The organism is Serratia sp. BNK-12 (assembly GCF_047456085.1).
Lineage (GTDB): Bacteria > Pseudomonadota > Gammaproteobacteria > Enterobacterales > Enterobacteriaceae > Serratia > Serratia liquefaciens.
Window position 1 is genome coordinate 1,208,764 of the sequence record NZ_CP179896.1, and the last position, 24,501, is coordinate 1,233,264.

At 56.5% G+C, this 24,501-nt stretch carries 28 protein-coding genes; 13 read left to right on the forward strand and 15 right to left on the reverse strand.

All coding sequences use genetic code 11. The annotated features are described in order from the left end of the window. Nucleotides 1-7: 7 nt before the first annotated feature. The 3 genes from ACMGG1_RS05415 to ACMGG1_RS05425 all read right to left on the reverse strand — a co-directional run bounded on the left by ACMGG1_RS05415 (nt 8) and on the right by ACMGG1_RS05425 (nt 2,283). Entirely contained in the window at nt 8-238 is a 231-nt protein-coding gene (locus ACMGG1_RS05415) for a hypothetical protein (RefSeq protein WP_130016636.1), read from the reverse strand. 199 nt (nt 239-437) lie between these two features. Next, nucleotides 438-791 carry an arsenate reductase (glutaredoxin) gene (gene arsC, locus ACMGG1_RS05420; RefSeq protein WP_020828066.1) on the reverse strand — a complete coding sequence of 118 codons (354 nt, stop codon included), beginning with the start codon at nt 789-791 and terminating at the stop codon, nt 438-440. A 22-nt stretch (nt 792-813) separates the two neighbouring features. Continuing rightward, nucleotides 814-2,283, reverse strand: coding sequence for a tetratricopeptide repeat protein (locus ACMGG1_RS05425; RefSeq protein WP_020828065.1), 1,470 nt, complete (start codon nt 2,281-2,283; stop codon nt 814-816). Between the two features lie 384 nt (nt 2,284-2,667). Here ACMGG1_RS05425 and ACMGG1_RS05430 point away from each other — a divergent pair, with 384 nt between their 5' ends. Continuing rightward, a complete protein-coding gene (locus ACMGG1_RS05430; RefSeq protein ID WP_041415582.1) occupies nt 2,668-3,210 on the forward strand; it encodes an RrF2 family transcriptional regulator in 543 nt (180 codons plus the stop codon). 146 nt (nt 3,211-3,356) lie between these two features. After that, entirely contained in the window at nt 3,357-4,565 is a 1,209-nt protein-coding gene (locus ACMGG1_RS05435; RefSeq protein WP_414161204.1) for an NAD(P)/FAD-dependent oxidoreductase, read from the forward strand. 106 nt (nt 4,566-4,671) lie between these two features. On the opposite strand, the gene ACMGG1_RS05440 is transcribed toward ACMGG1_RS05435, so the two are convergent. Together ACMGG1_RS05440 and ACMGG1_RS05445 are read right to left on the reverse strand one after the other, a co-directional pair. Beyond that, a complete protein-coding gene (locus ACMGG1_RS05440; RefSeq protein WP_020828062.1) occupies nt 4,672-4,878 on the reverse strand; it encodes a DUF2767 family protein in 207 nt (68 codons plus the stop codon). 29 nt (nt 4,879-4,907) lie between these two features. After that, the gene (locus ACMGG1_RS05445; RefSeq protein ID WP_020828061.1) at nt 4,908-5,363 is read right to left on the reverse strand and encodes an Lrp/AsnC family transcriptional regulator; all 456 of its coding nucleotides are present in this window, start codon (nt 5,361-5,363) and stop codon (nt 4,908-4,910) included. A 200-nt stretch (nt 5,364-5,563) separates the two neighbouring features. Between ACMGG1_RS05445 and ACMGG1_RS05450 the strand changes: the two genes are divergently transcribed. Continuing rightward, nucleotides 5,564-6,181, forward strand: a complete 618-nt coding sequence (locus ACMGG1_RS05450; protein ID WP_261157458.1) for a LysE family translocator — start codon at nt 5,564-5,566, stop codon at nt 6,179-6,181. Between the two features lie 60 nt (nt 6,182-6,241). Here ACMGG1_RS05450 and ACMGG1_RS05455 read toward each other — a convergent pair whose 3' ends face one another. After that, on the reverse strand, nt 6,242-6,670 hold the full coding sequence (locus ACMGG1_RS05455; RefSeq protein WP_122079986.1) for a TOBE domain-containing protein: 429 nt from the start codon (nt 6,668-6,670) through the stop codon (nt 6,242-6,244). Between the two features lie 351 nt (nt 6,671-7,021). Between ACMGG1_RS05455 and ACMGG1_RS05460 the strand changes: the two genes are divergently transcribed. The 3 genes from ACMGG1_RS05460 to ACMGG1_RS05470 all read left to right on the forward strand — a co-directional run bounded on the left by ACMGG1_RS05460 (nt 7,022) and on the right by ACMGG1_RS05470 (nt 11,694). After that, nucleotides 7,022-8,107 carry a YncE family protein gene (locus ACMGG1_RS05460; protein WP_142814661.1) on the forward strand — a complete coding sequence of 362 codons (1,086 nt, stop codon included), beginning with the start codon at nt 7,022-7,024 and terminating at the stop codon, nt 8,105-8,107. Between the two features lie 59 nt (nt 8,108-8,166). Next, entirely contained in the window at nt 8,167-10,365 is a 2,199-nt protein-coding gene (locus ACMGG1_RS05465; protein ID WP_414161205.1) for a TonB-dependent receptor, read from the forward strand. A gap of 258 nt (nt 10,366-10,623) precedes the next feature. Next, nucleotides 10,624-11,694, forward strand: coding sequence for an AI-2E family transporter (locus tag ACMGG1_RS05470; RefSeq protein ID WP_020828056.1), 1,071 nt, complete (start codon nt 10,624-10,626; stop codon nt 11,692-11,694). Between the two features lie 43 nt (nt 11,695-11,737). Here the strand turns inward: ACMGG1_RS05470 and bcp are convergent, their stop codons facing one another. Then, nucleotides 11,738-12,202 carry a thioredoxin-dependent thiol peroxidase gene (bcp, locus tag ACMGG1_RS05475; protein WP_020828055.1) on the reverse strand — a complete coding sequence of 155 codons (465 nt, stop codon included), beginning with the start codon at nt 12,200-12,202 and terminating at the stop codon, nt 11,738-11,740. A 2-nt stretch (nt 12,203-12,204) separates the two neighbouring features. After that, the gene (locus ACMGG1_RS05480; protein ID WP_198640024.1) at nt 12,205-12,810 is read right to left on the reverse strand and encodes a glycine cleavage system transcriptional repressor; all 606 of its coding nucleotides are present in this window, start codon (nt 12,808-12,810) and stop codon (nt 12,205-12,207) included. A 110-nt stretch (nt 12,811-12,920) separates the two neighbouring features. Between ACMGG1_RS05480 and dapA the strand changes: the two genes are divergently transcribed. From dapA to ypfH, 6 genes are all read left to right on the forward strand, one after another. After that, complete coding sequence (gene dapA / locus ACMGG1_RS05485) at nt 12,921-13,802, forward strand: 4-hydroxy-tetrahydrodipicolinate synthase (protein WP_020828053.1); 882 nt, start codon at nt 12,921-12,923, stop codon at nt 13,800-13,802. 16 nt (nt 13,803-13,818) lie between these two features. Continuing rightward, the gene (bamC, locus tag ACMGG1_RS05490; protein WP_020828052.1) at nt 13,819-14,871 is read left to right on the forward strand and encodes an outer membrane protein assembly factor BamC; all 1,053 of its coding nucleotides are present in this window, start codon (nt 13,819-13,821) and stop codon (nt 14,869-14,871) included. A gap of 248 nt (nt 14,872-15,119) precedes the next feature. Continuing rightward, nucleotides 15,120-15,833 (forward strand): phosphoribosylaminoimidazolesuccinocarboxamide synthase, encoded by a 714-nt coding sequence (gene purC, locus ACMGG1_RS05495; RefSeq protein WP_020828051.1) that lies wholly within the window; start codon nt 15,120-15,122, stop codon nt 15,831-15,833. 435 nt (nt 15,834-16,268) lie between these two features. Further along, nucleotides 16,269-17,135: a neutral zinc metallopeptidase gene (locus tag ACMGG1_RS05500; protein ID WP_115058306.1), complete on the forward strand. Its 867-nt coding sequence runs from the start codon at nt 16,269-16,271 to the stop codon at nt 17,133-17,135. A gap of 54 nt (nt 17,136-17,189) precedes the next feature. Then, the gene (locus ACMGG1_RS05505) at nt 17,190-19,202 is read left to right on the forward strand and encodes a tRNA(Met) cytidine acetyltransferase TmcA (RefSeq protein WP_414161206.1); all 2,013 of its coding nucleotides are present in this window, start codon (nt 17,190-17,192) and stop codon (nt 19,200-19,202) included. A 117-nt stretch (nt 19,203-19,319) separates the two neighbouring features. After that, a complete protein-coding gene (gene ypfH / locus ACMGG1_RS05510) occupies nt 19,320-20,009 on the forward strand; it encodes an esterase (RefSeq protein ID WP_174574554.1) in 690 nt (229 codons plus the stop codon). A 28-nt stretch (nt 20,010-20,037) separates the two neighbouring features. Here the strand turns inward: ypfH and ACMGG1_RS05515 are convergent, their stop codons facing one another. The 4 genes from ACMGG1_RS05515 to ACMGG1_RS05530 are packed head-to-tail and all read right to left on the reverse strand — an operon-like array spanning nt 20,038 to nt 22,386. Further along, nucleotides 20,038-20,223: a YpfN family protein gene (locus ACMGG1_RS05515; RefSeq protein WP_020828048.1), complete on the reverse strand. Its 186-nt coding sequence runs from the start codon at nt 20,221-20,223 to the stop codon at nt 20,038-20,040. Nucleotides 20,224-20,225: 2 nt separating this feature from the next. After that, entirely contained in the window at nt 20,226-20,900 is a 675-nt protein-coding gene (locus ACMGG1_RS05520; RefSeq protein ID WP_130016630.1) for a M15 family metallopeptidase, read from the reverse strand. Continuing rightward, nucleotides 20,897-22,024, reverse strand: coding sequence for a succinyl-diaminopimelate desuccinylase (gene dapE / locus ACMGG1_RS05525; RefSeq protein WP_414161207.1), 1,128 nt, complete (start codon nt 22,022-22,024; stop codon nt 20,897-20,899). The genes ACMGG1_RS05520 and dapE overlap by 4 nt, the downstream gene beginning before the upstream one ends. After that, complete coding sequence (locus ACMGG1_RS05530; protein WP_046374994.1) at nt 22,021-22,386, reverse strand: ArsC family reductase; 366 nt, start codon at nt 22,384-22,386, stop codon at nt 22,021-22,023. Before ACMGG1_RS05530 ends, dapE begins: the two co-directional genes overlap by 4 nt. Before the next feature lie 231 nt (nt 22,387-22,617). Here ACMGG1_RS05530 and ACMGG1_RS05535 point away from each other — a divergent pair, with 231 nt between their 5' ends. Next, nucleotides 22,618-23,043 carry a GNAT family N-acetyltransferase gene (locus ACMGG1_RS05535; RefSeq protein WP_122080661.1) on the forward strand — a complete coding sequence of 142 codons (426 nt, stop codon included), beginning with the start codon at nt 22,618-22,620 and terminating at the stop codon, nt 23,041-23,043. Nucleotides 23,044-23,134: 91 nt separating this feature from the next. On the opposite strand, the gene ACMGG1_RS05540 is transcribed toward ACMGG1_RS05535, so the two are convergent. The 3 genes from ACMGG1_RS05540 to ACMGG1_RS05550 are packed head-to-tail and all read right to left on the reverse strand — an operon-like array spanning nt 23,135 to nt 24,393. Beyond that, complete coding sequence (locus ACMGG1_RS05540; RefSeq protein ID WP_414161208.1) at nt 23,135-23,452, reverse strand: chorismate mutase; 318 nt, start codon at nt 23,450-23,452, stop codon at nt 23,135-23,137. A gap of 11 nt (nt 23,453-23,463) precedes the next feature. After that, nucleotides 23,464-23,904, reverse strand: a complete 441-nt coding sequence (locus ACMGG1_RS05545; protein WP_130016629.1) for a GNAT family N-acetyltransferase — start codon at nt 23,902-23,904, stop codon at nt 23,464-23,466. A gap of 9 nt (nt 23,905-23,913) precedes the next feature. After that, complete coding sequence (locus ACMGG1_RS05550) at nt 23,914-24,393, reverse strand: tetratricopeptide repeat protein (protein WP_020828041.1); 480 nt, start codon at nt 24,391-24,393, stop codon at nt 23,914-23,916. Nucleotides 24,394-24,501: the final 108 nt, after the last annotated feature.

Below are 24,501 nucleotides of genomic sequence, written 5' to 3' on the forward strand. Positions count from 1 at the left end.
ACCTCCTTTATCCTTTCTGGGAAAGAGCCAGACATTCATCGACTTTACGGCGAATCTGTTTGGCATGTTGTTCTGGGTTCCTCGGTGTAGACCAGATACTCATCATATGCTCCCTGTGCTGAGGAAGAGCGCACTGGAGGCGGCCGAACGCATGTCCATTGCTGGCGCGAAATAACCAACCCTGCGAAATGGCATAGGCTAATGCAGCCTGAATATGTTTATTAGGATGGTTTTTCATCACCTGCCTGCCGTCTTTATTGAGAATATTTTAGCTGTTGACGCATGTCAACGCTGGCTGTGCGTTAATACAACACACCGGGAGGATAATATCAGTCAGGACTCAGGGGGATGATGAAAAGTATTTATATAACAATCAATTAAAAATAGCCCAGGTAAGGGCTATTATCATAATGTTGCTCAATAGAGTGCCGAGAGACTCACAAAATCTCCAGCACCTGTTCCGGTGGCCGGCCGATGCGTGCCTGGGTGCCTTTGACCACGATGGGACGCTCAATCAGCTTTGGATTGTCTACCATCGCCTGCAACAGTTGGGCTTCGCTCAGGCTTTCATCCGCCAGCTTCAATGCCTTGTACAGATCTTCTTTTTTGCGCATTAACTCGCGTGCGGAACTGAAACCCAGTTCTTTCAGCAGTTTCTTCAGTTGGTCTACCGACGGCGGCGTTTCCAGATACAGCACCACGTCGGGCGTCACGCCATGCTGTTCCAACAGCGCCAGGGTTTCACGGCTCTTGGAGCAGCGTGGGTTGTGGTAAATAGTGACGTTTTTCATTTAACTTCATCCTTTATGAAAATCAGCTGCGCTGGTACTGGCGGAAACGCTGTTGCAACTGGCGCAGTTGGTCGATGCGCGCATCATAACGCGCCTGTTTCAGACTGCCGAGTTTTTGCAGTGAACTGGCATTGCTGAGCAAGCCAATAGCCTGATCGAGACGGCCGGTCAGGGCCAGGCTTTCGGCACGGGCGGAAAGCTCTTCATCGCGCAGCCCCTGTGCGGCGCTGGCCTGCGCCAGCAGATCCCAGGCGTTGGGATCGTCCGGATGGGCGAAGGTGTAACGGTTGAGAATTTTTGACGCCTGCGCCGGTTGGTTACCTTCCACGTAGGCGTTGGCCAGGTTGAGTTGCAGCACCGGGTTGTTGCTTTGAGCGGCATTGGCGGCCTGCAGACGGGCAATCGCCTGCGGCGCACGTTTCTGACCGAGGTCGATATCGGTCATCAGATCGATCAGCCAGACGTTTTTCGGATCTTGCGTCAGCAGTGGCTGAATGATGTTACGGGCATCGTCATACTTTTTGGCCTCGTAGAACAAAATGGCGCGGCCATATTTGGCTGCCGTCTGCTCGCGTACGTTACCTTTGCTGTAAGTATCGAGCAGCTCTTCACGCAGGCCGTACCCCTCTGAGCTGTACATACCAAGCGAACGCACCTTGGCCATCAGATAATCCTGCGTCGATTGCACCAGGTGCTTGGGCATCTGGTTGGCGCGGTTGCGCGCATCGGACAGGCGGCTGTCGGGCAGGGGGTGGGTCAACAGCATTTCCGGTGGTTTGGAGGCGTAGCGTGACTGATCGGACAGCTTTTGCAAAAAGTCGGGCATGGCTTCAGGATCGAACCCGGCGCGTTGCAGCACCTGAATGCCAATACGATCGGCTTCCTGTTCGTTCGATTGGGTAAAGCTGATCATGCCTTGCTGGGTGCCGGCCAGAGTGCCGCTCAACGCCGCCATCCCCATGGTCGGGTTGGCCATCGCCAGCAGGATGGAGCCAAGGGCGCCTACCCAGGTCAGCGGGGCGTTGCGTTGCTGGTCTTCCATCGCTCGCGCCAGGTGGCGTTGAGTCACGTGCGAGATTTCGTGCGCCAGTACCGAGGCGAGTTGGCTTTCGTTGTCGGTTTCGCGGAACAGGGCTGAGTGCAACACCACGTTACCGCCAAAGAAGGCGAAGGCGTTGATCTCGTCGTTGCGCACCAGATAAAAATGAAACGGCGTGCGTACCGAATAGGCGCTCGCCACCAATCGGTTACCCAATTGGTTAATATATTGTGTGAGTAGGGGATCGTTGATCAGGGGCGCGCTGGCGCGAAGCTGACGCACGTAAAAATCACCCATCGCCATTTCCTGGCCAATACTCAGGGTGCCACCCGCAGAGGTGCCCATATCCGGCAGTTGATCCTGGGTTTCCGCCTGCACCGGCGCCAGCGCCGTGGCGTTGAGTGTGCCGAGCAACAGTACTGCAATTGCTGTTTTGGTCAACCGGGTGGTCATAGTCAGGCCTTTCCCTTAAATAGTCATCTCTAAGACGTCAGCATCACACAAGAGTTCTTCTTCCTTGCCGGACTCGCCAAAACAATCAGTGCGAAAGCGTGTTGGCTCACAAAAATGCACGCATTGCGGCGCCCTGTCGGCAGATAACATCATAGTCAGCCGAAGACGACAAGGAAACTTCTGTTCGGCAATAATCAGACAGAATTGTTTGATTTTTCATTTCTGAATCTTCCCTTGATGATCAACGTCCTTGGGCCTCGTCGATGCCGCTTTTTCGCCACCCATAAAAACAAAGACAAAGTTTGTCCGTGTTTTAATTGACAGAATAAACGTGGACTAATATAGTCTGCGTTATTGAATTCCAGAGTGCAGCGCAAACCCAATATGGCTTACATCACTACCAGCGTTGAATACGGCATCCACTGCTTGCTTTGGTTGGTCGGCGAGGATCAACGCGCGTTAAGCAGTCGCGATCTCGCGGAACTACAGGGAATTTCACCCAGTTTCCTGGCCAAGATTTTCCCCAAGCTGGAGAAGGCGGGGATCGTCGCCGCCAGCGAAGGCGTGCGCGGTGGGTATCGGTTGGCCCGTCCGGCAGAGGAGATCACTTTCCTGGAGATTATCGATGCCATTGAAGGACACAAGCCGTTGTTCGATTGTCAGGAAGTCCGCGGTCGCTGCGCGGTATTCGATGATAACCCGCCTGACTGGGCCATATCAGGCAAGTGTGCGATCCATGCGGTGATGCTGCAGGCCGAAAAGGCCATGCGCGATGCGCTGGCGCTACAAACACTGGGCACTGTCGCTTCTCGTTTTGGGCGCAAGGCGCCGGAAGGGTTCTTTGGCGAGGTCAATATCTGGCTTGATGAACGCCTGAGCGAGCGTACGACTCGCAGCGGCAAGCCCCCTCGCGCCAAACCGCAATAACGCCCCCGTCATTTTTCTGATGCTTTTTACCCGCCTGTGTGCCACAGGCGGTCACCCTTCTGCACCCTTTTTCAGGGAGGCAGCGGTAAAACTCGCCTGAAAAATACGTCAGGCGCTCGACAACAGGTATTTGAAGGAGTCATTCCATGACGCAGAAAATAGTGATCGCCGGTTCTGGTTTTGCCGGGTTTTGGGCCGCTGTCTCCGCCATGCGAGCCGTAGCGCTTGCCGGTAAGGAACAGAGCGTTGAAGTGACGATGGTTTCGCCGACCCCGAACGTCACCATCCGCCCTAGATTGTACGAAGCCGTACTGGAAAATATGAGCCCGGACATTTCGGCACAGCTCGCTGCGATTGGCGTTCGTCATTTGGCCGGTCTGGTTGAGCAGATAGACGGCGAAAACAAGACGCTGGTGGTGGAGAGCGCCGAAGGGAAAAAACTTCAGTTGGCGTATGACCGGCTGGTACTGGCAACCGGCAGCAAACTGTTCGTGCCTGCGGTCGCCGGTTTTGCCGAGCATGGTTTTAATGTTGATACGCTGCAAAGCGCGCAACGGCTGGATGCCCATTTAAAAGCGTTGGCGACTCAACCTGAGACCCCGGCACGCAATACCGTGGTGGTGGTCGGTGGTGGGCTTACCGGGCTGGAAAGTGCTGCTGAAATGCCGATGCGCTTACGTGCCATTTTGGGCAACCAAGCCGATATTCGCGTGGTGATTGTCGATACGGCGGCCGAAGTTGGCGCCGGCATGGGGGCTGAACCTGCCGTGGTGATCCGCCAGGCACTGGAAGAATGTGGCGTTGAGTCTCAAGCCGGGGTTCGCGTTACGGCTATTAACGCAGGCAGTGTGACCTTGTCGAGCGGTGAGCGCATCGCCACCGATACGGTGATTCTGGCCGCCGGGGTACGGGCGCATCCATTAGTTGAGCAAATCCCGGGTGAGCGCGACAGTGCCGGACGTATTGTCGGTGATGCCTTCCTGCACGCGCCTGCGGCGGACGGCGTGTTTGTTAGCGGGGACACGGTCAAGGCAGCGACCGACGAACTGGGCAATCACAACCTGATGACCTGCCAGCATGCGATGAGTCTGGGCCGTGTAGCGGGCCACAATGCCGCAGCGGAACTGGTAGGTTTGCCGCTGCACCCTTACAGCCAGCCAAAGTATGTGACCTGCCTTGATCTTGGAGCCTGGGGCGCGCTCTACACCGAAGGTTGGGATCGTCAGGTGCGCTTTACGCGTGAAGAGGGCAAAAAGATCAAACAGGAAATCAATACGCAGTGGATTTATCCACCGGCAGCGGATCGGCAGGCGTTGTTCGCCGTTGCCAATCCCGACTACGTGATTGTGCCCTGAATACCCTATGGGAGCGGAGACGCTCCCATTTTTTTCACCAGAACGGCAGCCCAGAGCGCGGTAATGACCCTGGTAACGCCCGTAAAAGCAAGGTAACCGGCGCTACTTATCGCTCCAGCCACTCAATCGCCAATTCGCGCGCTTCATCCAAATTGACATCACGACCTTCGCGGGTGATCGCCGTTTTAAGCTCATTGATCACGTCCGCTTTTTGCGTTTCATGCTCTTCATTGGCCAACGCCAGAAAGGCATCGCCTACCACCGTGCATATGCCGATGTACAAGGCCTTTGAGTCCTCGAAACCACTGTTCATAACTGTATCCTTCTGGATTTGATTGTGATCTACAACGGCAGAAAGGGCCGGTCCTGCACCACGCTTTTCATCACCAGCGTGGAGGTCAGGCGTTGAACGCCGGGCAGGGCGGAAAGCTGTTCGTCGTAAAGCCGCTGAAAAGCCGGTAAATCGCGGGCGATGACATGCAACAGGTAGTCGGGATCGCCGAACAATCGCTGCGCCTGGATAACCTGGGGAATATCCACCATGGCGTTTTCGAAGGCTTCAACAGCCTGGCGATCCCCTTCCCGCATGGTGACGAAAACCAGCGCGGAAAAGTTAAAGCCCAGACTGCCGGGATCGAGGTGAGCACGATAGCCTCTGATCACGCCAGATTGTTCCAACGCTCGCACCCTGCGATGGCAGGGGGAAACGCTCAGCCCAATTCGGTCAGCCAGGTCGGTAACAGAAAGACGCCCATCAAACTGAAGTTCAGCAAGGATTTTGCGGTCAATCTTGTCCATTTGGAAAAATTTCCCTCAATTTGCGATTTATAAGCAAATAATTGAAACCACATTCTAACAACTTGGGGATATTCTTTTCAATAATTGAACAACTTTGGACATAAATGGCTTTCGGCCTGTTAACGCTGTCCAGCGGAGGAACGCGAAGTGATGAAATGGATAAGCCAGACTGCCGGGTGTCGGTGGCGGGGACGATATTTATGACGCTCGCCATTTTTGCGGCTTTCTGGGCCGTTTCGATTCTGTTCGTTATCACGCCGGGGTTGGACTGGGCGTACATCATCTCGGCCGGCATCCGCGGGCGGGTAGTGGTGCCTGCGGTAGTAGGATTGCTGTGTGGGCACCTTATCGCTATAGCGATCGTGGCGGCAGGCGTGGGCGCTTTGGTGACAGGCAGTCCTATGGCTCTCACGGCGCTCACCCTGCTGGGGGCCGGCTATCTGTTGTGGATTGGCATCAACATGCTGTGCCATCCCCCGACGCCGAGCGCCGGCGATGCGCAGGCGTCTGGCTCCTGGCTGCGTTGGGCTGGCAAGGGCATTTGCGTCAGCGGCCTGAACCCCAAGGTATTCCTGCTATTTTTGGCTTTACTGCCTCAGTTCACCGATGCGGGTGCCAGTTGGTCGATCCCGAACCAAATTCTCGCGCTTGGCTTGTTGCATCTGATCAGCTGCGGGGTGGTTTATTTGATCGTGGGGTATGGCTCGCAGTCGGTACTGCAGACGCGCCCGCAGGCTGCACGGGTTGTCAGCCGTTTTTCCGGCGCGGCCATGGTGTTGATCGCCGTCGGGCTGCTTGTCGAGCAGGGGATAAAGTAACGTCTCAGGCAGTTGCCTCACTAAAAAGCCCGCCGATGCGGGCTTGAAAGGGCCTGGAAACTACGCCCTGACGGCAAGCAGCACGGAGGAGGCTTTGACCAGAGCGATGACACGGGCCCCGTTCTTTAACGCCATCTCCTGCAGGCTTTCATTGGTGATCACCGAGGTCAGTTTGAAACCGGCATCCGTTTTAATGTGCACGGTGCTGTTCACCGCCCCTTGCTCCACTGCACTGACTTCCCCGGCGAATTGATTGCGGGCGGAGAAACGCAGTCCGCAGTCTTCCGAAGCCAAAATAACCCAGGGGGCCTTAATCAGCGCCACCGCTTCCTTACCGGCGACCAGGCCAAGCGACTGCTGGCTTTGTACCGTCACAATAGCGACTAACTTCTCGCCGCCCGGCAAAGTGATTTCCACCTCGTCATTTACGGCGCCTTTAGCGACGGCAGACACGGTGCCGGATAACTGGTTACGGGCTGAAACTGACATAAATTCTCCTTGGTCAGACATGAGGATGAGATGGCCTTACAGCATGACCACTTCCCGCCGCGTTTGCCAATGTCGCGAGATAATTCTGTGAGCGGCGGAGGGCATTCGCAGCACGACGTTTTCCCACGTTCAAGATGACCAATTACATTTGCTCGCCAAAAAAGTAATGAGTATGATTATTATTCTCTTTGTTATTCGCAGCCAAGGCGGTCCAGCCGCCTGCGATAAAGTGAACCCCATTCACAAGGAAACATTGAGACGTACGGTGGGGCTCATTTCTCCTGTTGAGAAAGCCAAAAATAATCCGCAAGAGCCTCCACTCAATCAGTTTATATGGCCAAGGATTTCCTGATGAAGATGAAAGTTTCTGCGCTCGCCGTGGTGATGACACTGGCGCTGAGCGGTTGCGTCGCCCCTAAGCAACACGCCGCTTCTCCGATTGCCCAACCTGTCGCTGCGGCGGCTCAATCTGCCGACAACGTGGTTAGACGCGATCTGGCGGATGGCCTGTATGAGATGGCGCTGACGCCGGCGGGCGATGCCTTGTACGTGGCCAGTTCCGAAGGCTTTAAAGATGTGCAGGGCGGGGTGGTTTATAAGCTGGATGCGAAAACGCTGAAAACGCTCGGCGCAACCCACACCGATCTGAAAAACTTCGCCATGCAGATCTCCCCGGATGGCAAAACTCTTTATGTCACTAACTCCCTGGACGGCGGCATCAGCGCGATCACTACCGCCGACGGCAAAGTGAAAGGCCGCTTGCTGTTTAGCGAACGCAACGAGAAAGGGCTGCCGTATGGCGCGCGTCAAATTCTGCTGCACAAAGATACGCTGTACGTAGGTGCTGTGGCTGACCCGGCGTTGATTTGGGTGGTGGACGCCAACACGCTGAAATTAAAAGCGCGGATCAAAAACACCGGCAAATGGATGACCGGCCTGCATTACTCGGAACAAACCCAGCGTTTGTACGCCGCGAACGGCAGCGGTGAAATTCTGGTCATCAACCCGAAAAACAACCGAATCGAAAAACGCTGGAAGCCACTGGGCGAGAAGCCGGCGCTGCTGCTTAACCTGGCGGAAGACAGCGAAACCGGGCGCCTGTTTGTGACCGACAATTCCAAAGCCAAAACCACGCTGGTGCTGGATATTCATAGTGGAAAACTGCTCAAGCAGCTGGATGTCGGCGACTCTCTGGCAGTGCTGTTCAATGCCAAACGCAATGAAATCTACCTCTCGCAGCGTGAGTCCGGCAAGGTGCTGAGCCTCAATGCCACGACCTATGCCGTGAAACAGAGCTGGGCGGTAACGCCAAATCCAAACAGCCTGCAGCTTTCCCCAGACGGCCAGGTGCTGTTTGTCACCGTCAAGCAACCCTTTAATAAGGATCACTCTACTCAGGGGCCGGACAGCGTCGTTCGCATTGATTTAAATAAATAAGCTCTATCGGCCCGGTAACGGGCCATTTTGTTCCACTTCTCCTCATACATGAGTGAATTATGCACAACACCAGTTCAACATCATTTCCGCAACGCCTGACGTTATTGGCGCTGGCCATCGGTGCGGTAAGCCAGGGCGCGCTGGCCGCTCCGACAGAAAGCAGCAAAAAAAATCAGGAAGAAACCCTGGTGGTTCAGGCCACCAAAGAGAGCGATTTTAAAGCCGGCGGCGAAGATCTGGTTCCCGCTTATCTCGATGGACAAATCGCGCATGGCGGACGTCTGGGGATGCTGGGCGAACAAAAAGCCATGGACGTACCTTTTAACGTGGTCGGCTACACCGCGAAGTTGGTGCAGGATCAACAGGCGAAAACCATTGCCGATGTCATCAGCAATGACGCAGGCGTTCAGGCGGTGCAGGGCTACGGCAACTTCGCCGAAACCTACCGCATTCGCGGCTTCCAGTTGGATGGTGAGGACATGACCATGGGCGGCCTGTCGGGCGTGGTGCCGCGTCAGGTGATGGATACTCAAATGCTGGAGCGCGTGGAGGTGTTCAAAGGCGCTAACGCCTTGCTGAACGGCGTAGCCACCAGTGGGGTGGGCGGTATGATTAACCTCGAACCCAAACGTGCGGAAGAGACGCCTACCACGCAGGTGGGCATCGATTACACCTCTGACTCTCAGGTCGGCGGCAAGCTGGATGTAGGCCGTCGCTTCGGTGACGACAACCAGTTTGGCGCGCGGGTGAACCTGGTACACCGCGAAGGTGAAGCTGCCGTCAACGACGACAAACGCCGTACCACGCTGGCCTCGGTGGGACTGGATTACCGTGGCGATCGCTTGCGCACTTCGCTGGATTTCGGCTACCAGAAGAAGACCTTCCACGGTGGAACCATGGGGGTCAACATCAGCGGCGTCGACTTTATTCCAGCCGTGCCGGATCCGACCAAAAACTACAGCCAGAAATGGGGCTACAGCGATATCGAAAACGAATTCGGTATGGTGAAGGCGGAATACGACCTCACTCAACGCTGGAAAATTTATACCGGGCTGGGCGCGCAGCATGCTCATGAAACCGGGCTCTACAGCGCACCCAAGCTGATCAATGCCAACGGCGACGCCACGGTAGGGCGTCTGGACACCAACCGCATTATCGATGCGTTCAGCGGCATGGCCGGGGTCAGCGGCGAATTCAATACCTGGGATGTCTCGCACAAGGTGAACCTGGGTTATTCTGCGCAAATCAAACGCGACAAAACCGCCTGGCGCATGTCGGCCAACAACCCGACGACCAATATTTATGACAATCACGATGTGGCGGTGCCGGATAACGCTTACTTTGGCGGCAACTATTCCGATCCGTTAACCACCGCCCGTAATCGCACCCAGGGCTGGCTGTTCAGCGATACTTTGGGGTTCTTTAGCGATCGGGTGCTGTTTACCGCAGCGGCGCGCCATCAGAAAGTGGTGGTGCGCAACTACAGCAACGCGACCGGCCTGGAGGATACTTCATCCCGTTATACCCAAAGCCGCTGGATGCCGACCTTTGGTCTGGTCTACAAGCCGTGGGAAGAAGTGTCGCTCTACGCCAACCACACCGAAGCCCTGCAGCCGGGGAGCAACGCGCCGAAGGAAGCCACGAACTTTGGCCAGAGCACCGGTATTGCCCGTTCCAAACAAAATGAAGTGGGGGTGAAGGTCGATTTCGAACGCGTGGGCGGTTCGCTGGCGCTGTTTGAAATCAAGAAGCCTTCAGCCATGCTCAACAGCGAGAATTATTATGCGCTGGATGGCGAGCAACGTAACCGCGGCGTGGAACTGAACGTGTTCGGTGAGCCGATGCTCGGGCTGCGCCTTAACGGCAGCACCACCTGGCTGTCGCCTGAGCTGACCAAAACCAAAAATGGCACCAACGACGGCAAAGATGCTATCGGCGTTTCGAATTTCTATATGGTGATGGGCGCCGAGTATGACATCCAACCGGTTGAAGGCCTGACTGCGACCGCCAGGGTTCGCCATACCGGCTCGCAGTTTGCCGACGCGGCGAACACCAAGAAACTCGACAGTTACACCACGCTGGATCTCGGTGTGCGTTACCGGATGCGCATGAACGCGGATCAAAACACCATGGTTTGGCGCGTTGGCGTGGATAACGTCACCAACGAGAAGTATTGGTCCAGCGTGGAGAGCAACGGCACCTATATCTTCCAGGGGCAATCGCGCACCCTTAAAGCCTCGCTGACTTACGACTTCTGATCTTCTCAGGCCTGATGGCATAGCGGCGGTTTGACTCACCGTTAAACCGCCGCGACTTTCCCCGCGGTAAATCGATCGTTTTCTTTCCCCCGGTCGGTGCCGACAATCGCTGGATGGCAAAGGGGCGGCATGGTACAACCATACGCTGAATGTCCGGCCTTCAGCCTTTCCTCTTTTTGGCTTGGCCAGCGTAGGGTCAATAATACTTATTACAGGAACAGCAATGCCTGCCAGTCAAACCTCTAGGAGCCCTCTCTGATGCTGGAGATGTTATTACAGTGGTACCGCCGCCGCTTCACCGATCCGCAGGCCATCGCGCTGTTGGTGATCCTGCTCGCCGGGTTCCTCATTCTCTATTTTCTGCATGGTATTCTGACCCCGCTGCTGGTGGCCATCGTGCTGGCGTATCTGCTGGAGTGGCCAACCGCGCGGTTGCAGCGCATCGGCTGTTCGCGAAACTGGGCGGCAAGCATGGTGATGATCCTGTTTGCCGGTATCGCGATGCTGCTGGTCTTCGTGGTGGCGCCGACCGCCTGGCAACAGGGCATCAACCTGATGACCGATCTGCCGGGCATGCTCAACCAGTTCTATAACTTCGCCGCGACGCTGCCGAAGCGTTACCCGGCGCTGGTAGATGCCGGCATCATCGACATGATGGCGGAGAATCTGCGCGGACGCCTGTCGGGCATGGGTGAGTCGGTGGTGAAATTCTCGCTGGCGTCGCTGGTGGGCCTGCTGACGCTGGCGATTTATCTGATCCTGGTCCCGATGATGATGTTCTTCCTGTTGAAGGACAAGGAACAGATGCTCAATGCCGTGCGCCGGGTACTGCCACGCAACCGTGGGCTGGCCGGGCAGGTGTGGATCGAAATGAACCAGCAGATCACCAACTATATTCGCGGCAAGGTGCTGGAGATGGTGATCGTCGGGGTGGCGACCTATCTGGTGTTCGCGGTTCTCGATATGCGCTATTCGCTGCTGCTGGCGGTGCTGGTCGGTTTTTCGGTGCTGATCCCCTATATCGGTGCGGTTCTGGTGACCATTCCGGTGGTGGTGGTGGCGATGTTCCAATGGGGTGTCGGCGCCGATTTCTGGACGCTGATCGTCGCCTATCTGGTGGTGCAGGGGCTGGATGGCAACCTGCTGGTGCCGATTCTGTTCTCTGAGGCGGTCAACCTGCATCCGCTGGTGATCATTCTGTCGGTGATTATCTTTGGCGGGCTGTGGGGTTTCTGGGGCGTGTTCTTCGCTATCCCGCTGGCAACCTTGGTGAAGGCGGTGATCCATGCCTGGCCGGACGAACTGCGGGTAGAAACGGAACAGGAATAAGCGTGGATAACGAAGCGCAGCAGGTCGCTGCGCTTCGTGAGGATTATTGTTTCAGGTAATCCAGAACGATGTCGTGATGATTGGTGGTCTTGAAATCATCAAACACTTTTTCAACCTTGCCTTTGGCGTCGATCAGGAAGCTGATGCGGTGGATGCCGTCATAGGTTTTCCCCATGAAGGTTTTCTCACCCCAAACGCCGAACTGCTGTGCCACCTGATGATCCTCATCAGACAACAACGTGAAGTTTAACAACTCTTTCTCGGCAAAACGCGACAGTTTCTCTGGTTTATCCGTGCTGATGCCCAGAACTTCGACACCCGCTTTTTTCAAGTCATCCATGTTATCCCGCAAACCGCAGGCCTGTACGGTACAGCCCGGCGTCATCGCCTTGGGATAAAAATAAACAAGCACTCGCTGTCCCTGGAAGTCGGCCAAATTAATTTCCTCACCGTCCTGGTCAGGCAAACTAAACTTCGGCGCTGTGTCACCGGCTTTCAATGGGCTCATCACTACTCTCCATCTTTCTCATCATGCTGTGGATAGTTCACAACGCTAATACTGCCTTGTGCTTTCAATTCTGTACATAGGCGATGAAAGGCTTGTTCAATATTTGAGGCATCCTGATTGCCGGGGCTGTGCGCGGTGATCTGGATATACAGCTGCGGCGGCAGGTCGCCTTCCGCAGGCTGGGTGCGCGATACCAGCTCGGCAATGTTCATCTGGCAGGAGTCGAACAAATCGGTAAAGCGTTCGATGATGTGCGGCGAGTCTTTCACCTCCACCTGCACCCACACCGTGGCCGGCATCGGTGGCCTTTCGTGCGAGTTGGTGCGCTTCATCACAATCAGCAGCTCCAGCTCCGCGCCTTTTTGCGGCAGGGTTGATTCGATCAGGGTAATGGCGTTCCAACTGCCGGAAAGCAGCATGATGAAAGTGAACTCTTCACCCAGCATGGCCAGACGGCTATCTTCGATATTGCACCCGCAGCTGCTGACGTGGCGGGTGATGGCATTGACGATTCCGGGGCGATCGGCGCCGAGCGCGGTAATCACGAGATAGTGTTCATCTGGCTTAGGCAAAATGGAGCTTCCTGTCGTGCTCAATGGGGTTACCATGGTAAACATAAAAAAAACCGCCTGCCAAGCGCTTACAACGCCGTTGTTTGCTTGCTTTTGGATAGGCAGCAAAAGTACCATGAGTGACTTGTTTGTGGAGGGGACGGCCAATGTTTACGGGAAGTATTGTTGCACTGGTTACGCCGATGGACGACACAGGTGCTGTCGATCGCGCGAGCCTAAAAAAATTGATTGATTATCATGTAGCCAGTGGAACTGCGGCCATCGTTTCCGTAGGGACTACCGGCGAGTCCGCAACGCTTGCCCATGACGAGCACGTTGACGTGGTATTGCAGACGCTGGAACTGGCCGCAGGCCGTATTCCGGTGATCGCAGGTACCGGCGCCAACGCCACCGCCGAAGCCATTTCGCTGACCCAGCGCTTTGAAAATACCGGCGTAGTGGGTTGCCTGACGGTCACGCCTTACTACAACAAACCGACTCAGGAAGGGCTGTACCAGCACTTCAAGGCGATTGCCGAAAGCACCGCACTGCCGCAGATCCTCTATAACGTGCCTTCGCGCACCGGGTGTGACATGCTGCCGCCGGTGATTGCGCGTTTGGCAAAAATTAAGAATATTGTTGCTGTTAAAGAGGCAACAGGGAACTTAAGTCGTGTAAGTCAGATCCAAGTGCTGGTTGATGATGAAGATTTCATTTTGCTGAGCGGCGATGACGCCAGCGGTCTGGATTTCATGCAACTGGGCGGCAAAGGGGTGATTTCCGTGACGGCCAACGTGGCGGCGCGTGAAATGGCGCAGCTTTGCGCGCTGGCAGCACAGGGCGACTTTGCTGAAGCACGCCGCTTAAATCAGCGCTTGATGCCGTTGCATCAGGATTTGTTTGTAGAAGCAAACCCAATTCCGGTGAAATGGGCCTGTAAGGCATTGGGATTGATGGCAACCGATACGATGCGTCTGCCTATGACGCCGTTGACCGACGCTGCCCGTCCGGTAGTGGAACGCGCGTTGAAAAGCGCCGGTTTGCTGTAACTCTAAGGGAAATTTGATGGTTTATTCATTGCAAAAGTCGACGGTAGCAAAAGTCGTGGGTATTTCGCTGGTTATGATGCTGGCCGCCTGCACCACCGATCAGCGTTACAAACGCCAGGTGAGCGGCGATGAGTCTTACCTCGATGCGTCGGTGCTCAAGCCACTGAACGCACCAGCCGGTATGATCCTGCCGGTGCAAAGCGGTAATTATGATGTTCCGGCCACCACGCTGAAAGGCGGCGTCGGCAAGCAACTGGATATTCGTCCGCCGGTGCAGCCACTGGCATTGCTGAGCGGTTCACGTGCGCAATATGCCGGCGACAGCGGTACGCTGCTGTTGGAAAACAACCCGCAGAACCAGAATCTGTGGTCGCGCGTTGTCAGCATGCTGCAGACGAAAAATATCGCAATCGCCTCACGTCAGGACGCCGGTCAGACGCTGACCACCGACTGGGTGAAGTGGAACCGTCTGGATGAAGACAACCAGTACGAAGGCCGCTACCAGATCAGCGTACAGCAGCAGGGTTACCAGCAGGCGCTGACGGTAAAAACCGTGGGCCTGCAGCAGCAGGGTAAAACCGAACAGATTACCGACCCGTCAGAAGTGCAGCGCTACAACGGCATGATGATGAACACCATCGTTGAAGGCCTGGACAAGCAGGACAACCTGGCAAGCAGCCAGACGGCCAACCGCTTCGGCGCGCTGGACGTGCAGAGCAGCGCCGATGACACCGGCCTGCCGATGCTGGTAGTGCGCGGCCCTTACACCGTGGTGTGGGATCGCCTGCCTGCGGCGTTGGAGAAACTGGGGATGAAAGTGGGTGACCGCAGCCGTCCGCAGGGCACCGTCGCCGTCACCTACAAATCCCTGAGCGGTAGCGATTGGGATGCGTTGGGCGCCAAGGATCCTGAACTGAAAGAGGGCGATTACAAACTGCAGGTCGGGGATTTGAACAACCGCACCAGCCTGCAATTTATCGATCCTAAAGGGAAGCCATTGACCCAGTCGCAAAACGACGGCTTGGTGGCGGCCTTCCAGGCAGCATTCAGTAAAACCAGCGTTAACTGATTGAAAAGGGGCTACGGCCCCTTTTTCTTTGAACAATACGGTATCGTTTGCGTCGCAGTTTTGGCACAATATACCCATCATTTTTGAAGCTACAACCGTGTTGGCTACGTGCACTCGCCCTGTCACTTACTTGAGTAAGCTCGCGGGGAGTTCCGCACCTGCCGCCTTGCTGTAACTCCAATTATTTTGGGTATATCACGCCTGTGTGTTAAAGCATTTTTAAACAATTCTTTATTGGAGTATGTAAGATGCAAAAGCTAGCTGAGTTGTATCGCGGAAAGGCAAAAACCGTCTACACCACCGAAAACCCTGATTTGCTGGTGTTGGAGTTCCGCAACGATACGTCAGCACTGGATGGTCAGCGCATTGAGCAGTTCGATCGCAAAGGCATGGTGAACAACAAGTTTAACCATTTCATTATGAGCAAACTGGAAGAGGCCGGCATCCCGACGCAAATGGAACGCCTGCTGTCAGACAACGAAGTGCTGGTGAAGAAGCTGGACATGGTGCCGGTCGAATGCGTGATCCGCAACCGCGCTGCCGGTTCACTGGTGAAGCGTCTGGGCATCGAAGAAGGCCTGGTACTGAACCCGCCGCTGTTCGACCTGTTCCTGAAAAACGATGCCATGCACGATCCGATGGTCAACGAATCCTACTGTGAAACCTTCGGCTGGGTGAACAAAGAGCACCTGGCGCGTATGCGCGAGCTGAGCTACAAGGCAAACGACGTGCTGAGCAAGCTGTTTGACGACGCGGGCCTGATCCTGGTCGACTTCAAGCTGGAGTTCGGCCTGTTCAACGGTGAAGTGGTGCTGGGCGATGAGTTCTCGCCGGACGGCAGCCGCCTGTGGGATAAAAACACCCTGGACAAGATGGATAAAGACCGCTTCCGCCAGAGCCTGGGTGGCCTGATCGAAGCCTACGAAGAAGTGGCCCGCCGCATCGGCGTCAAGCTCGACTAAGCGTTGTCGCGCTCTACGGGGTCATCTGGCCCCGTCAGATTTTGACAAAGGGGGATAAAGCGTGGTTTTCCCCCTTTGTGTTATCAGCCGAAAATCAATAAATTGATTTTCCAGATTTATTTTCAAAACCTTTAGCGCCTGCCGCCAAACATTCTCTGTTTGTCAGCAGTCTCACGGAGCCATTCGGCCCGTTAACTTCCCGCAATATTTCTCTCTGACTGAATTTCCGGAAAAATTCTACATTTCCTCCGCTGCTCAGCACTTATAATGATAATACCCGGCATACTTGAAGCTGCATCTGTGTTGGCTGCACTCGTTCACCCGAATCACTTACTTGAGTAAGTTCATCGGGATTCACTCATTTGCCGCCTTGATGCAACTCCAATTATTTTGGGTATTGCGTACAATGACAAAAACCTAATCTGGAGTTTATTTATGCGTTGGCAAGGGCGTCGGGAAAGTGACAATGTTGAGGATCGTCGCGGGCAGTCTTCAGGTCTGGGTGGCGGCGGTGGCGGCTTTCGTGTTCCTCGCGGCAAAGGCGGTATCGCCATTCTGGTGGTGGTGTTGGTGGCCGGCTATTACGGCATCGATCTCTCGCCGCTGTTGAACGGTGGGGACGTGAGCCCGCAAACTCAGCAACAAAGCGCCAACATCAGTCCAAAAGACGATGAGCTGGCTAAATTTACCTCGGTGGTGCTGGCGTCTACCGAAGATAACTGGAAAGAAGTTTTCCAGCGTATGGGCAAAACCTATCAGCCGCCCAAACTGGTGATGTATCGTGGCGTAACGCGCACCAGTTGCGGTACCGGCCAGGCGGCGATGGGGCCGTTCTATTGCCCGGGTGACAAAACGGTGTATATCGACCTGTCGTTCTATCAGGATATGAAAACCAAGCTGGGTGCCGGCGGTGACTTTGCCCAGGCCTACGTGGTGGCGCACGAAGTCGGCCACCATGTGCAGAACCTGCTGGGTATCGAGCCGAAAGTGCGCCAAATGCAGCAAGGTGCCAGCCAGGCGGAAGTGAACCGCCTGTCGGTGAAAATGGAACTGCAGGCGGACTGCTTTGCCGGCGTGTGGGGCAAATACGCCGAGAAACAGCAGATGTTGGAAGAGGGCGACTTGCAGGCGGCATTGAACGCCGCGCAGGCGATCGGCGACGACCGTTTGCAGCAGCAAGGGCAGGGACGGGTGGTGCCGGACAGCTTCACCCACGGTACTTCGCAGCAGCGCTACACCTGGTTTAAACAGGGCTTCGACAGCGGCGATCCGAACACCTGCAATACCTTCGCATCCCGTTAACATGCCATGCCGGAGCCTGACTCCGGCATTTTTTTCAGGTCTGGATCCACGGTTATGTTACTGGCAATGCAACAACTTATGCAGCAGCAGGGCATCAGGCGCCTGCTGGTGATCAGTGGCGAGCCGCAATGGTGTCGCCAGCAGGCGCTACAACTGGCGAGTACCCTGCCGGGTGACTGGCCGTGGGTAGGGGAAAACCCGCCGCCGGGCCTGCAGGCCTTGGCGAGCGGTGCGGTGCGGACGCTGCTGGGGCAAGAGCGCCAGCACGCGGTATTTGATGCGACGAAAGGGCTGGACGTTGAAGCTCTGGCCGCGCTGTCGGGCACGCTGCGAGCCGGCAGTTGGCTACTGTTGCTGACGCCGCCGTGGCAGCAGTGGCCTCAGCAACCGGATGACGACAGCCTGCGCTGGAGCGATTGCCCACAACCGATCACCACCCCAAATTTTATTCATCATCTGCAGCGGCATCTGACGGCGGACAGCGAAGTCACCGTCTGGCTGCAGGGTGAGGCGCTGACGCTGGCGCCATTGCCGCTGCGTCCACAGTGGCAGGCACCAGACGGCCAACCCACCGCCGAGCAGCAGCGGCTGCTGGCGCAATTACTGAGCGCGGCATCGGGCATTTGGGTTTTGACCGCCGCACGCGGGCGCGGCAAGTCAACGGTAGCGGGTATGCTGGTGGCGAACACCTCGCAGACCTGCTGGTTGGTCGGACCGAGCCGCGCTGCCACCGAAGTCGCCGCCGAATGGGCGCAGGGACGTGCGCAATTCTGGGCACCGGATGCGCTGTTGGCCCATTGCCGCGAACAGGACGTCAGCGACGTTGGGTGGTTGCTGGTGGACGAAGCGGCGGCGATACCTGGCCCGCTGTTGCAGCAGTTGGTGAGCTATTTCCCGCGCGTTTTGCTGACCACTACGGTGCAGGGTTATGAAGGCACCGGCCGGGGTTTTTTACTGAAATTCTGCGCCGGACTGCCTGCGTTCCAGCCATTGGGGTTAGATCAACCGATGCGTTGGGCGCAGGGCGATGCGCTGGAGCGCATTATAGATAACGCGCTGCTGTTTAACGAGCAACCCTGCTGGCAGGTAACGGATAAGCCGGTGAGTATCAGCGGGGCTGAGCAAACCATGCTGTGCGCCGATCCACAAAGGTTAGCGCGTTTTTACGCTTTGTTGAGCAGTGCTCATTACCGTACTTCACCACTGGATTTACGGCGGTTGATGGATGCGCCGGGCATGCACTTTGGTTTGGCTCAGGTAGACGATGAGGTTGTCGGCGCCCTGTGGCTGGTGGAAGAAGGCGGGCTGAGCGCCGAACTGGCACACGAAGTCTGGGCCGGTCGACGGCGTCCCCGTGGCAACCTGGTGGCACAATCGCTGGCGGCGCACGGGGGCCAGTGGTGGGCACCTACGCTACGTTCGCGGCGCATCACCCGCATTGCGGTGTTACCCGCACTGCGTCAACAGGGCATTGCCCGCGATCTCATTGCTCAGCAGCGCCAGCAAGCACAGGGGCTGGATTATCTCTCGGTCAGCTTTGGCTATACCGAGCCGCTGTGGCGTTTCTGGCAATCTTGCGGTTTTGAACTGGCTCGCATCGGCAGCAAGACAGAGGCCAGCAGTGGTTGTTACACCGCGATGGCGATCCTGCCGCTGAGCGAACAGGGCGAGGCGTTGCGCCATGCCGCCCATAAACACCAGGCACGTGACTGGCGCTGGTTGCAGCCGCGTATTGATCTGCAGATAGAGATCCCCGGAGACGACGGCGATACGCAGCTAGGGGAGGACGACTGGCGTGAGCTGGCAGGATTTGCCTTCGCGCATCGACCGCTGGAGGCCAGCCTTGGGGCACTGCAACGCTTACTGTTGGCCAGTACGCTATCATTGCCCGCACTGCGGATGCATCTGCAGCAGTCGCTGGCGCCGGCAGTCTGCGTGGAACGGCTAGGGTTTAGCGGGCAGAAAGCCTTGCTGCGCCGCTGGCGACACGAGGCAGGACTGGCGCTCGAACAGCTGGATGCGCAGCACGGTCTGCGCTGGAAAGCGTGGGCCCAGTCGTTGCAATAAATTGAAGATGTTGCTCAATAAAACCCGATTTTCCTGATTTCTCAGCGGCGTATAGTAGCTGGCAGAAACCGGGGCATCTGGCGCCGGACAGGATCTTAATCACACGAGGAGTCACCGATGAAACATGAGCATTTCGTTGTCCAGAGCCCGGCAACACCGGCTGCGCAGCTGATCCTGCTGTTTCACGGTGTCGGCGATACCCCGGTGGCAATGGGGGAAATTGGCCGTTATTTCGCTAAAGAATTCCCGCAGGCGCTGGTGGTCAGCGTGGGTGGCCCCTCTGCTTTTGGTAACGGCAGCGGCCGCCAGTGGTTTTCAGTGCAGGACGTCACCGAAGAAAACCGCGTTGAGCGCATTGCTGAAGTGATGCCACTGTTTATTGAAACCGTGCGTTACTGGCAGCAACACAGCGGCGTGAATGACGCCGGCACGGCGTTGGTGGGCTTCTCTCAGGGGTCTATCATGGCGCTGGAAGCCCTGAAGGTGGAGCCTAAATTGGCCGGCCGCGTGGTGGCTTTCAGCGGGCGCTTTGCCAGTCTGCCCGACCAGGCGTTCGGTGACAGCGTGGTGCATCTTATCCACGGTGAGCAGGATGCGGTGATTTCAGTGCAACATGCCCAGGCGGCGGCGGAAAGGCTGCAGGCCAACGGCGTCGATTTTACGCTGGACGTGGAAGAGGGCGTGGGGCATGCCATCAATCAGGACATGATGGACAGCGCGCTTGAACGGCTGCATTACTACGTGCCGCAGCGCTACTGGGAAGAGGCTATGTTCGGCAAGCGCGGGGATTTGATCGCCTTTAAATAAGCTTCAGGGCGCATAATGCGCCCTGATGTCATTTTTTCTTCGGCCAGTCGTCTTCGTCATCCCACTCGGCGTTGTTATCGCGGTGCGGCGGCAGCTTCGGCTTATCGGCCAGATAGCCTTTCACGTCGACGCGGCGTAGTTCTTTGATCCCGCTGATGATCATCCCTACTAGAATCAGCAGGATAATCCACCAGTAGTCAGCTAACCATTCCATATTCACTCCTTTCCTTCAGCGCGTATAAAACGCGAAAATATCGCTGGCAGATGGGCTTCAAGCCATTGAGCACCGGCAATGTCCTTATCTTTCCAGGCCGCCAACAGCAGCGCAGGCGTCAGCAGATGTTCGGCTTCCTGCGCCAGCGGGCGGTAGCTCAGGTGCCAGGGCTCCACCGCCACGCCGTCGCCGTCTTCGGTGAACGGACGATAAAAGCCAAATTCGGCCATGTGTTCCGTCATCCACTGATTGAGCGGGTAAAAGTAACCGCCTTGTTCGTATTCCCACGGTTCCAGCTGCAGCTTTTGCCCTTCGGGCAACAGTGTGGGGTCATAGACATCCAGGTCGCTGCCCCAGTGATGGCGGCTGGCACCCGGCAAGGCCGACCAACGCAGGATCGCTTCGCAGCGCTCGGCAGCAGACAGCGGCGTGATGTCGATCGGTCGGCTGTCCTTATCTAATACTGGTCGCTCGCCGCAGAATTTTCCATTCCAGATCGCCTGTTGCCGTTCAAAATCGCGAAATGTGCTGGCGGGTTGCAGATTGAACCCGGCGGCGTGCGCCGCTTGCTGCATGGCGAGAAACGCGGCCACTGCGGCAGGCTGCATGCGGTGGTTACCGCTTAGCGGCGCCAGATGGTCGGTCGAGCGCCCGGTCAGCATTTCTGGCGTGATCATGCGATCAATTGCTCCATGATGCGCTGATACATGCGGCTCAGCAGTTGCAGATCGGCCGCGTGGACGCATTCGTTAACCTTATGGATGGTGGAGTTTACCGGGCCCAACTCAACCACTTGCGCCCCCATCTGGGCGATGAAGCGACCGTCTGAAGTCCCGCCGGTGGTCAGCAACTGCGGCGTCAGCTCAGAATAATGTTCGACGGCATTAACCACCGCATCCACCAATGCGCCGCGCGCAGTGAGGAACGGCTGACCAGACAGACGCCATTCGATGCTGTAGTTCAGTTGATGACGCTCGAGCAGCTCTTCCACGCGTTGTTTGATCGTCGCATCGGTCGATTCGGTGCTGAAACGGAAGTTGAACTGGACGAACATCTCACCGGGGATCACGTTGTTGCTGCCGGTACCGGCCTGCACGTTGGCGATCTGCATGCTGGTCGGCGGGAAGAATTCATTGCCGCGATCCCATTCTATCGCCACCAGCTCATTCAGCGCCGGCATGGCGCGATGTACCGGGTTATCCGCCAGGTGCGGGTAGGCGACGTGGCCCTGAATGCCGTGGATGTGCAGGTTTGCGGTGATAGAGCCACGACGGCCGTTTTTCACCACGTCACCAACGCGTTCGGTACTGGACGGCTCGCCGACCAGGCAGTAATCCAGACGCTCGTTGCGTGCCATCAGGGCTTCGACCACTTTCACCGTGCCGTGGGTTGCGCTGGCCTCTTCATCGGAGGTGATCAGGAATGCCAGGCGCCCCTGATGGTGCGGATTGGCGGCCACAAAGCGCTCGGCCGCCACTACCATGGCTGCCAACGAACCTTTCATGTCCGCCGCGCCGCGGCCATACAGCATGCCGTCGCGGATGGTCGGTTCAAACGGCGGGTTGTCCCAGCGTTTTTCGTCGCCGGTCGGCACCACGTCGGTGTGGCCGGCAAATGCCAGGGTTTGCCCCTCGCCACGCCAGGCCCAAAAATTCAGGGTATCGCCGAAAGGCATAGGCTCAACGGTGAAGCCGATGGCCTCAAGACGTTCAATCATCAACGCCTGACAGCCTTCGTCGTGCGGGCTGAGGGAAGGACGTTTGATCAGCTGTTGGGCCAGTTCGATTACCGGGCAAGTCATGCTGCCACCTCGGAAATAAATTGCTGATAGCTGTCGGCGTTGAAACCGAGCAGAGCATGCCCCTTGCCGTCGCTCAGCAGCGGGCGCTTGATGATGGCCGGCTGGGCCAGCATCAGTTCGATGGCCGCATCGGCATTATCGCAGGCGTTGCGCTGCGCTTCGTCCAGTTTGCGCCAGGTGGTGCCGCGAGTGTTCAGCAGCGGTTCCCAGCCCAAAAGTTCGACAAAACCCCGCAGTTGCTGTTCGTCCAGCCCGTCGGCGCGGTAGTCGTGAAAGTGATAAGCCACGCCCTGTTCTTCCAGCCAGCGGCGTGCTTTTTTGATGGTGTCACAATTTTTGATGCCGTACATGGTCAACGTCATGGAGTAAGAACCTTCTCTGCAACCCACACCGGCGCGTGTGGCCGGTGGTAAACCGCCGGGGGCGGTGAAATGAAAACCAGCGACCAGCATGCCGAAAAATGGCGGGGAGTTCCACCGTCCAATGGCCTGAAAGCCGGGGAAAAGCTGAAAAAAAACGGCGCGCATTTATTGCGGCGGATTTTGCTAATCTTAGTGCGCTATTCAGTCACCCTACATAAGAAGAAGATGAGCATGGAAAAATACCTGATTGAAGTTGCCGAAAATGCGACGGAAGAAATAGAAGCCCTGATCGAAGCCGGGCTGAATCAATATAACGACGAGATAACCGGCACCAACGATCGTCGCCCGTTGGCGGTGGTGGTGCGAGATCCGGCCAGCGGTGAAGTGTTGGGCGGCATCAGCGGACGTTCATCGTTGGGCATGCTGTTTGTGGATCTGTTTCATTTGCCAAAATCGCTGCGCGGATCGGGGTTGGGCAGCGAACTGCTGCGCCGTTTCGAGCTGGAAGGGCGGCGCAGAGGCTGCGTTTCCGCCGTGCTGTACACCATCAGCTTTCAGGCGCCGAAGTTTTATGAATTGAACGGCTGGACGCGCTTTGGCGAGGTACCCTGTCTGCCGGCGGGCACCAGCCGCGTTTTCATGATGAAGACGCTGTAGCTTAGCGGACCGTTACTCGTCTCTGACCTGTCGCAACTTATAACCCAGGTTCTTTTTCACCATCGGCCATTCGTGGTCGATGATGGAGATTCTATTCACTTTGGGTCTTGGACCAATGCTTCATCTCTTCGCTGATAAAGTAATTGACCAAATCGCGATACATTTTTTCTATAACTTCCGGGCTCAAACCTTGCTCTTCGGCCCAGGCCCGTCTTTGCAATAACATGGTTTCAAAACGTGCTTTGGCCCGCACCGCATCTGGGCTGGTTTTGAATTTTGCCGCCGCCCTTACATAGGCGAAACGTTGTGCGATCAGCGTGATAATATTTTCATCCAGCAGGTCTATTTCTGTGCGGATCTCATCCATGTCTGCACAATCTTGTGCGGCTCGCTTGTTCTCTATGATCAAAGGGACATTCCTTAAAGAGGGGTGCGCAGGTAACCATTCTGCTCCAGGCGTTCCAAAGCCGCGCTGTCCGCATAGACCATGCCGGTGGTCAGCTCGCGGAAGCGGTATTTTTTGTAGAATGCCAGCTTGTCGGGAACCGAGTAGATAAACACTTTGCCGAGCGGCGCCAAATCCTGCATCACCCGATCCATCAGCTGTCGCCCCAGTCCCAGCCCCTGAAAGTCCGGATGGATTGCCACGTCGGCCAGATAGGCTACCGAGGTCATGTCGCTGATGGCGTGGGCGGTGGCCATCAATCGGCCGTCGCGATAGCCCCAGTAGCAAAATTGGCTGTGTTGGTAAACGCGCTGCAGCACCTGCGGGTCACGCTGGCCCAGCCCTGCAGCTTCCAACAGCGCGGCCAATTGCGACCAGTCGACGCCATAGCGATTTGGATCGGTGACAATTTCCATGTTTTCCTCCTAGCCGATACGGTCCAGATCGGCAGCGTATTGGCGAATGGCGCGCTGATAACTGCTGATGTCGCTGTGTGAGGAGGTTTCCGCTAACAGCACCAACAAATCGGCCACCGCCTGTTTGGTTTCACCCAGGTTGTACAGCGTCATGGCGCGAAACAGGGTGATCTCTTTGGCCTCGGGAAATTCGGCCAACCCCTGGTCGAAGGTGGCCAGCGATTGCTGATACAGTCCAAGCGCCCGATAGGTGCTGCCCAGGCCAAGCCAGGCTTCCTGTCGCTGCGGAGCCGGTAAATTGCGCGCCAGCGCGGCCTGGTAGCAGGGAATTGCCTGTTGCTCGAATCCTTGCACGTCGTACAGACAGGCTAATTGGTAGTGCAGCACCGCGTCTTCCGGTTGTTGCAGCAACTGCTGCTGCGCCAGTTCGGTGGCGTCTTGATAACGGCCCAGCTCTTTCAGTTGTTCGATGGTCAGCGTAGGGGACATGACATGGCCTCAGAGAAATGGGGGTTTTTTATACCTTTGGCACGCTACTACGGAAGAATTCATCATACAAGGGATATAGCGGTTAGAACTAAATCGGCCCCGTTATCC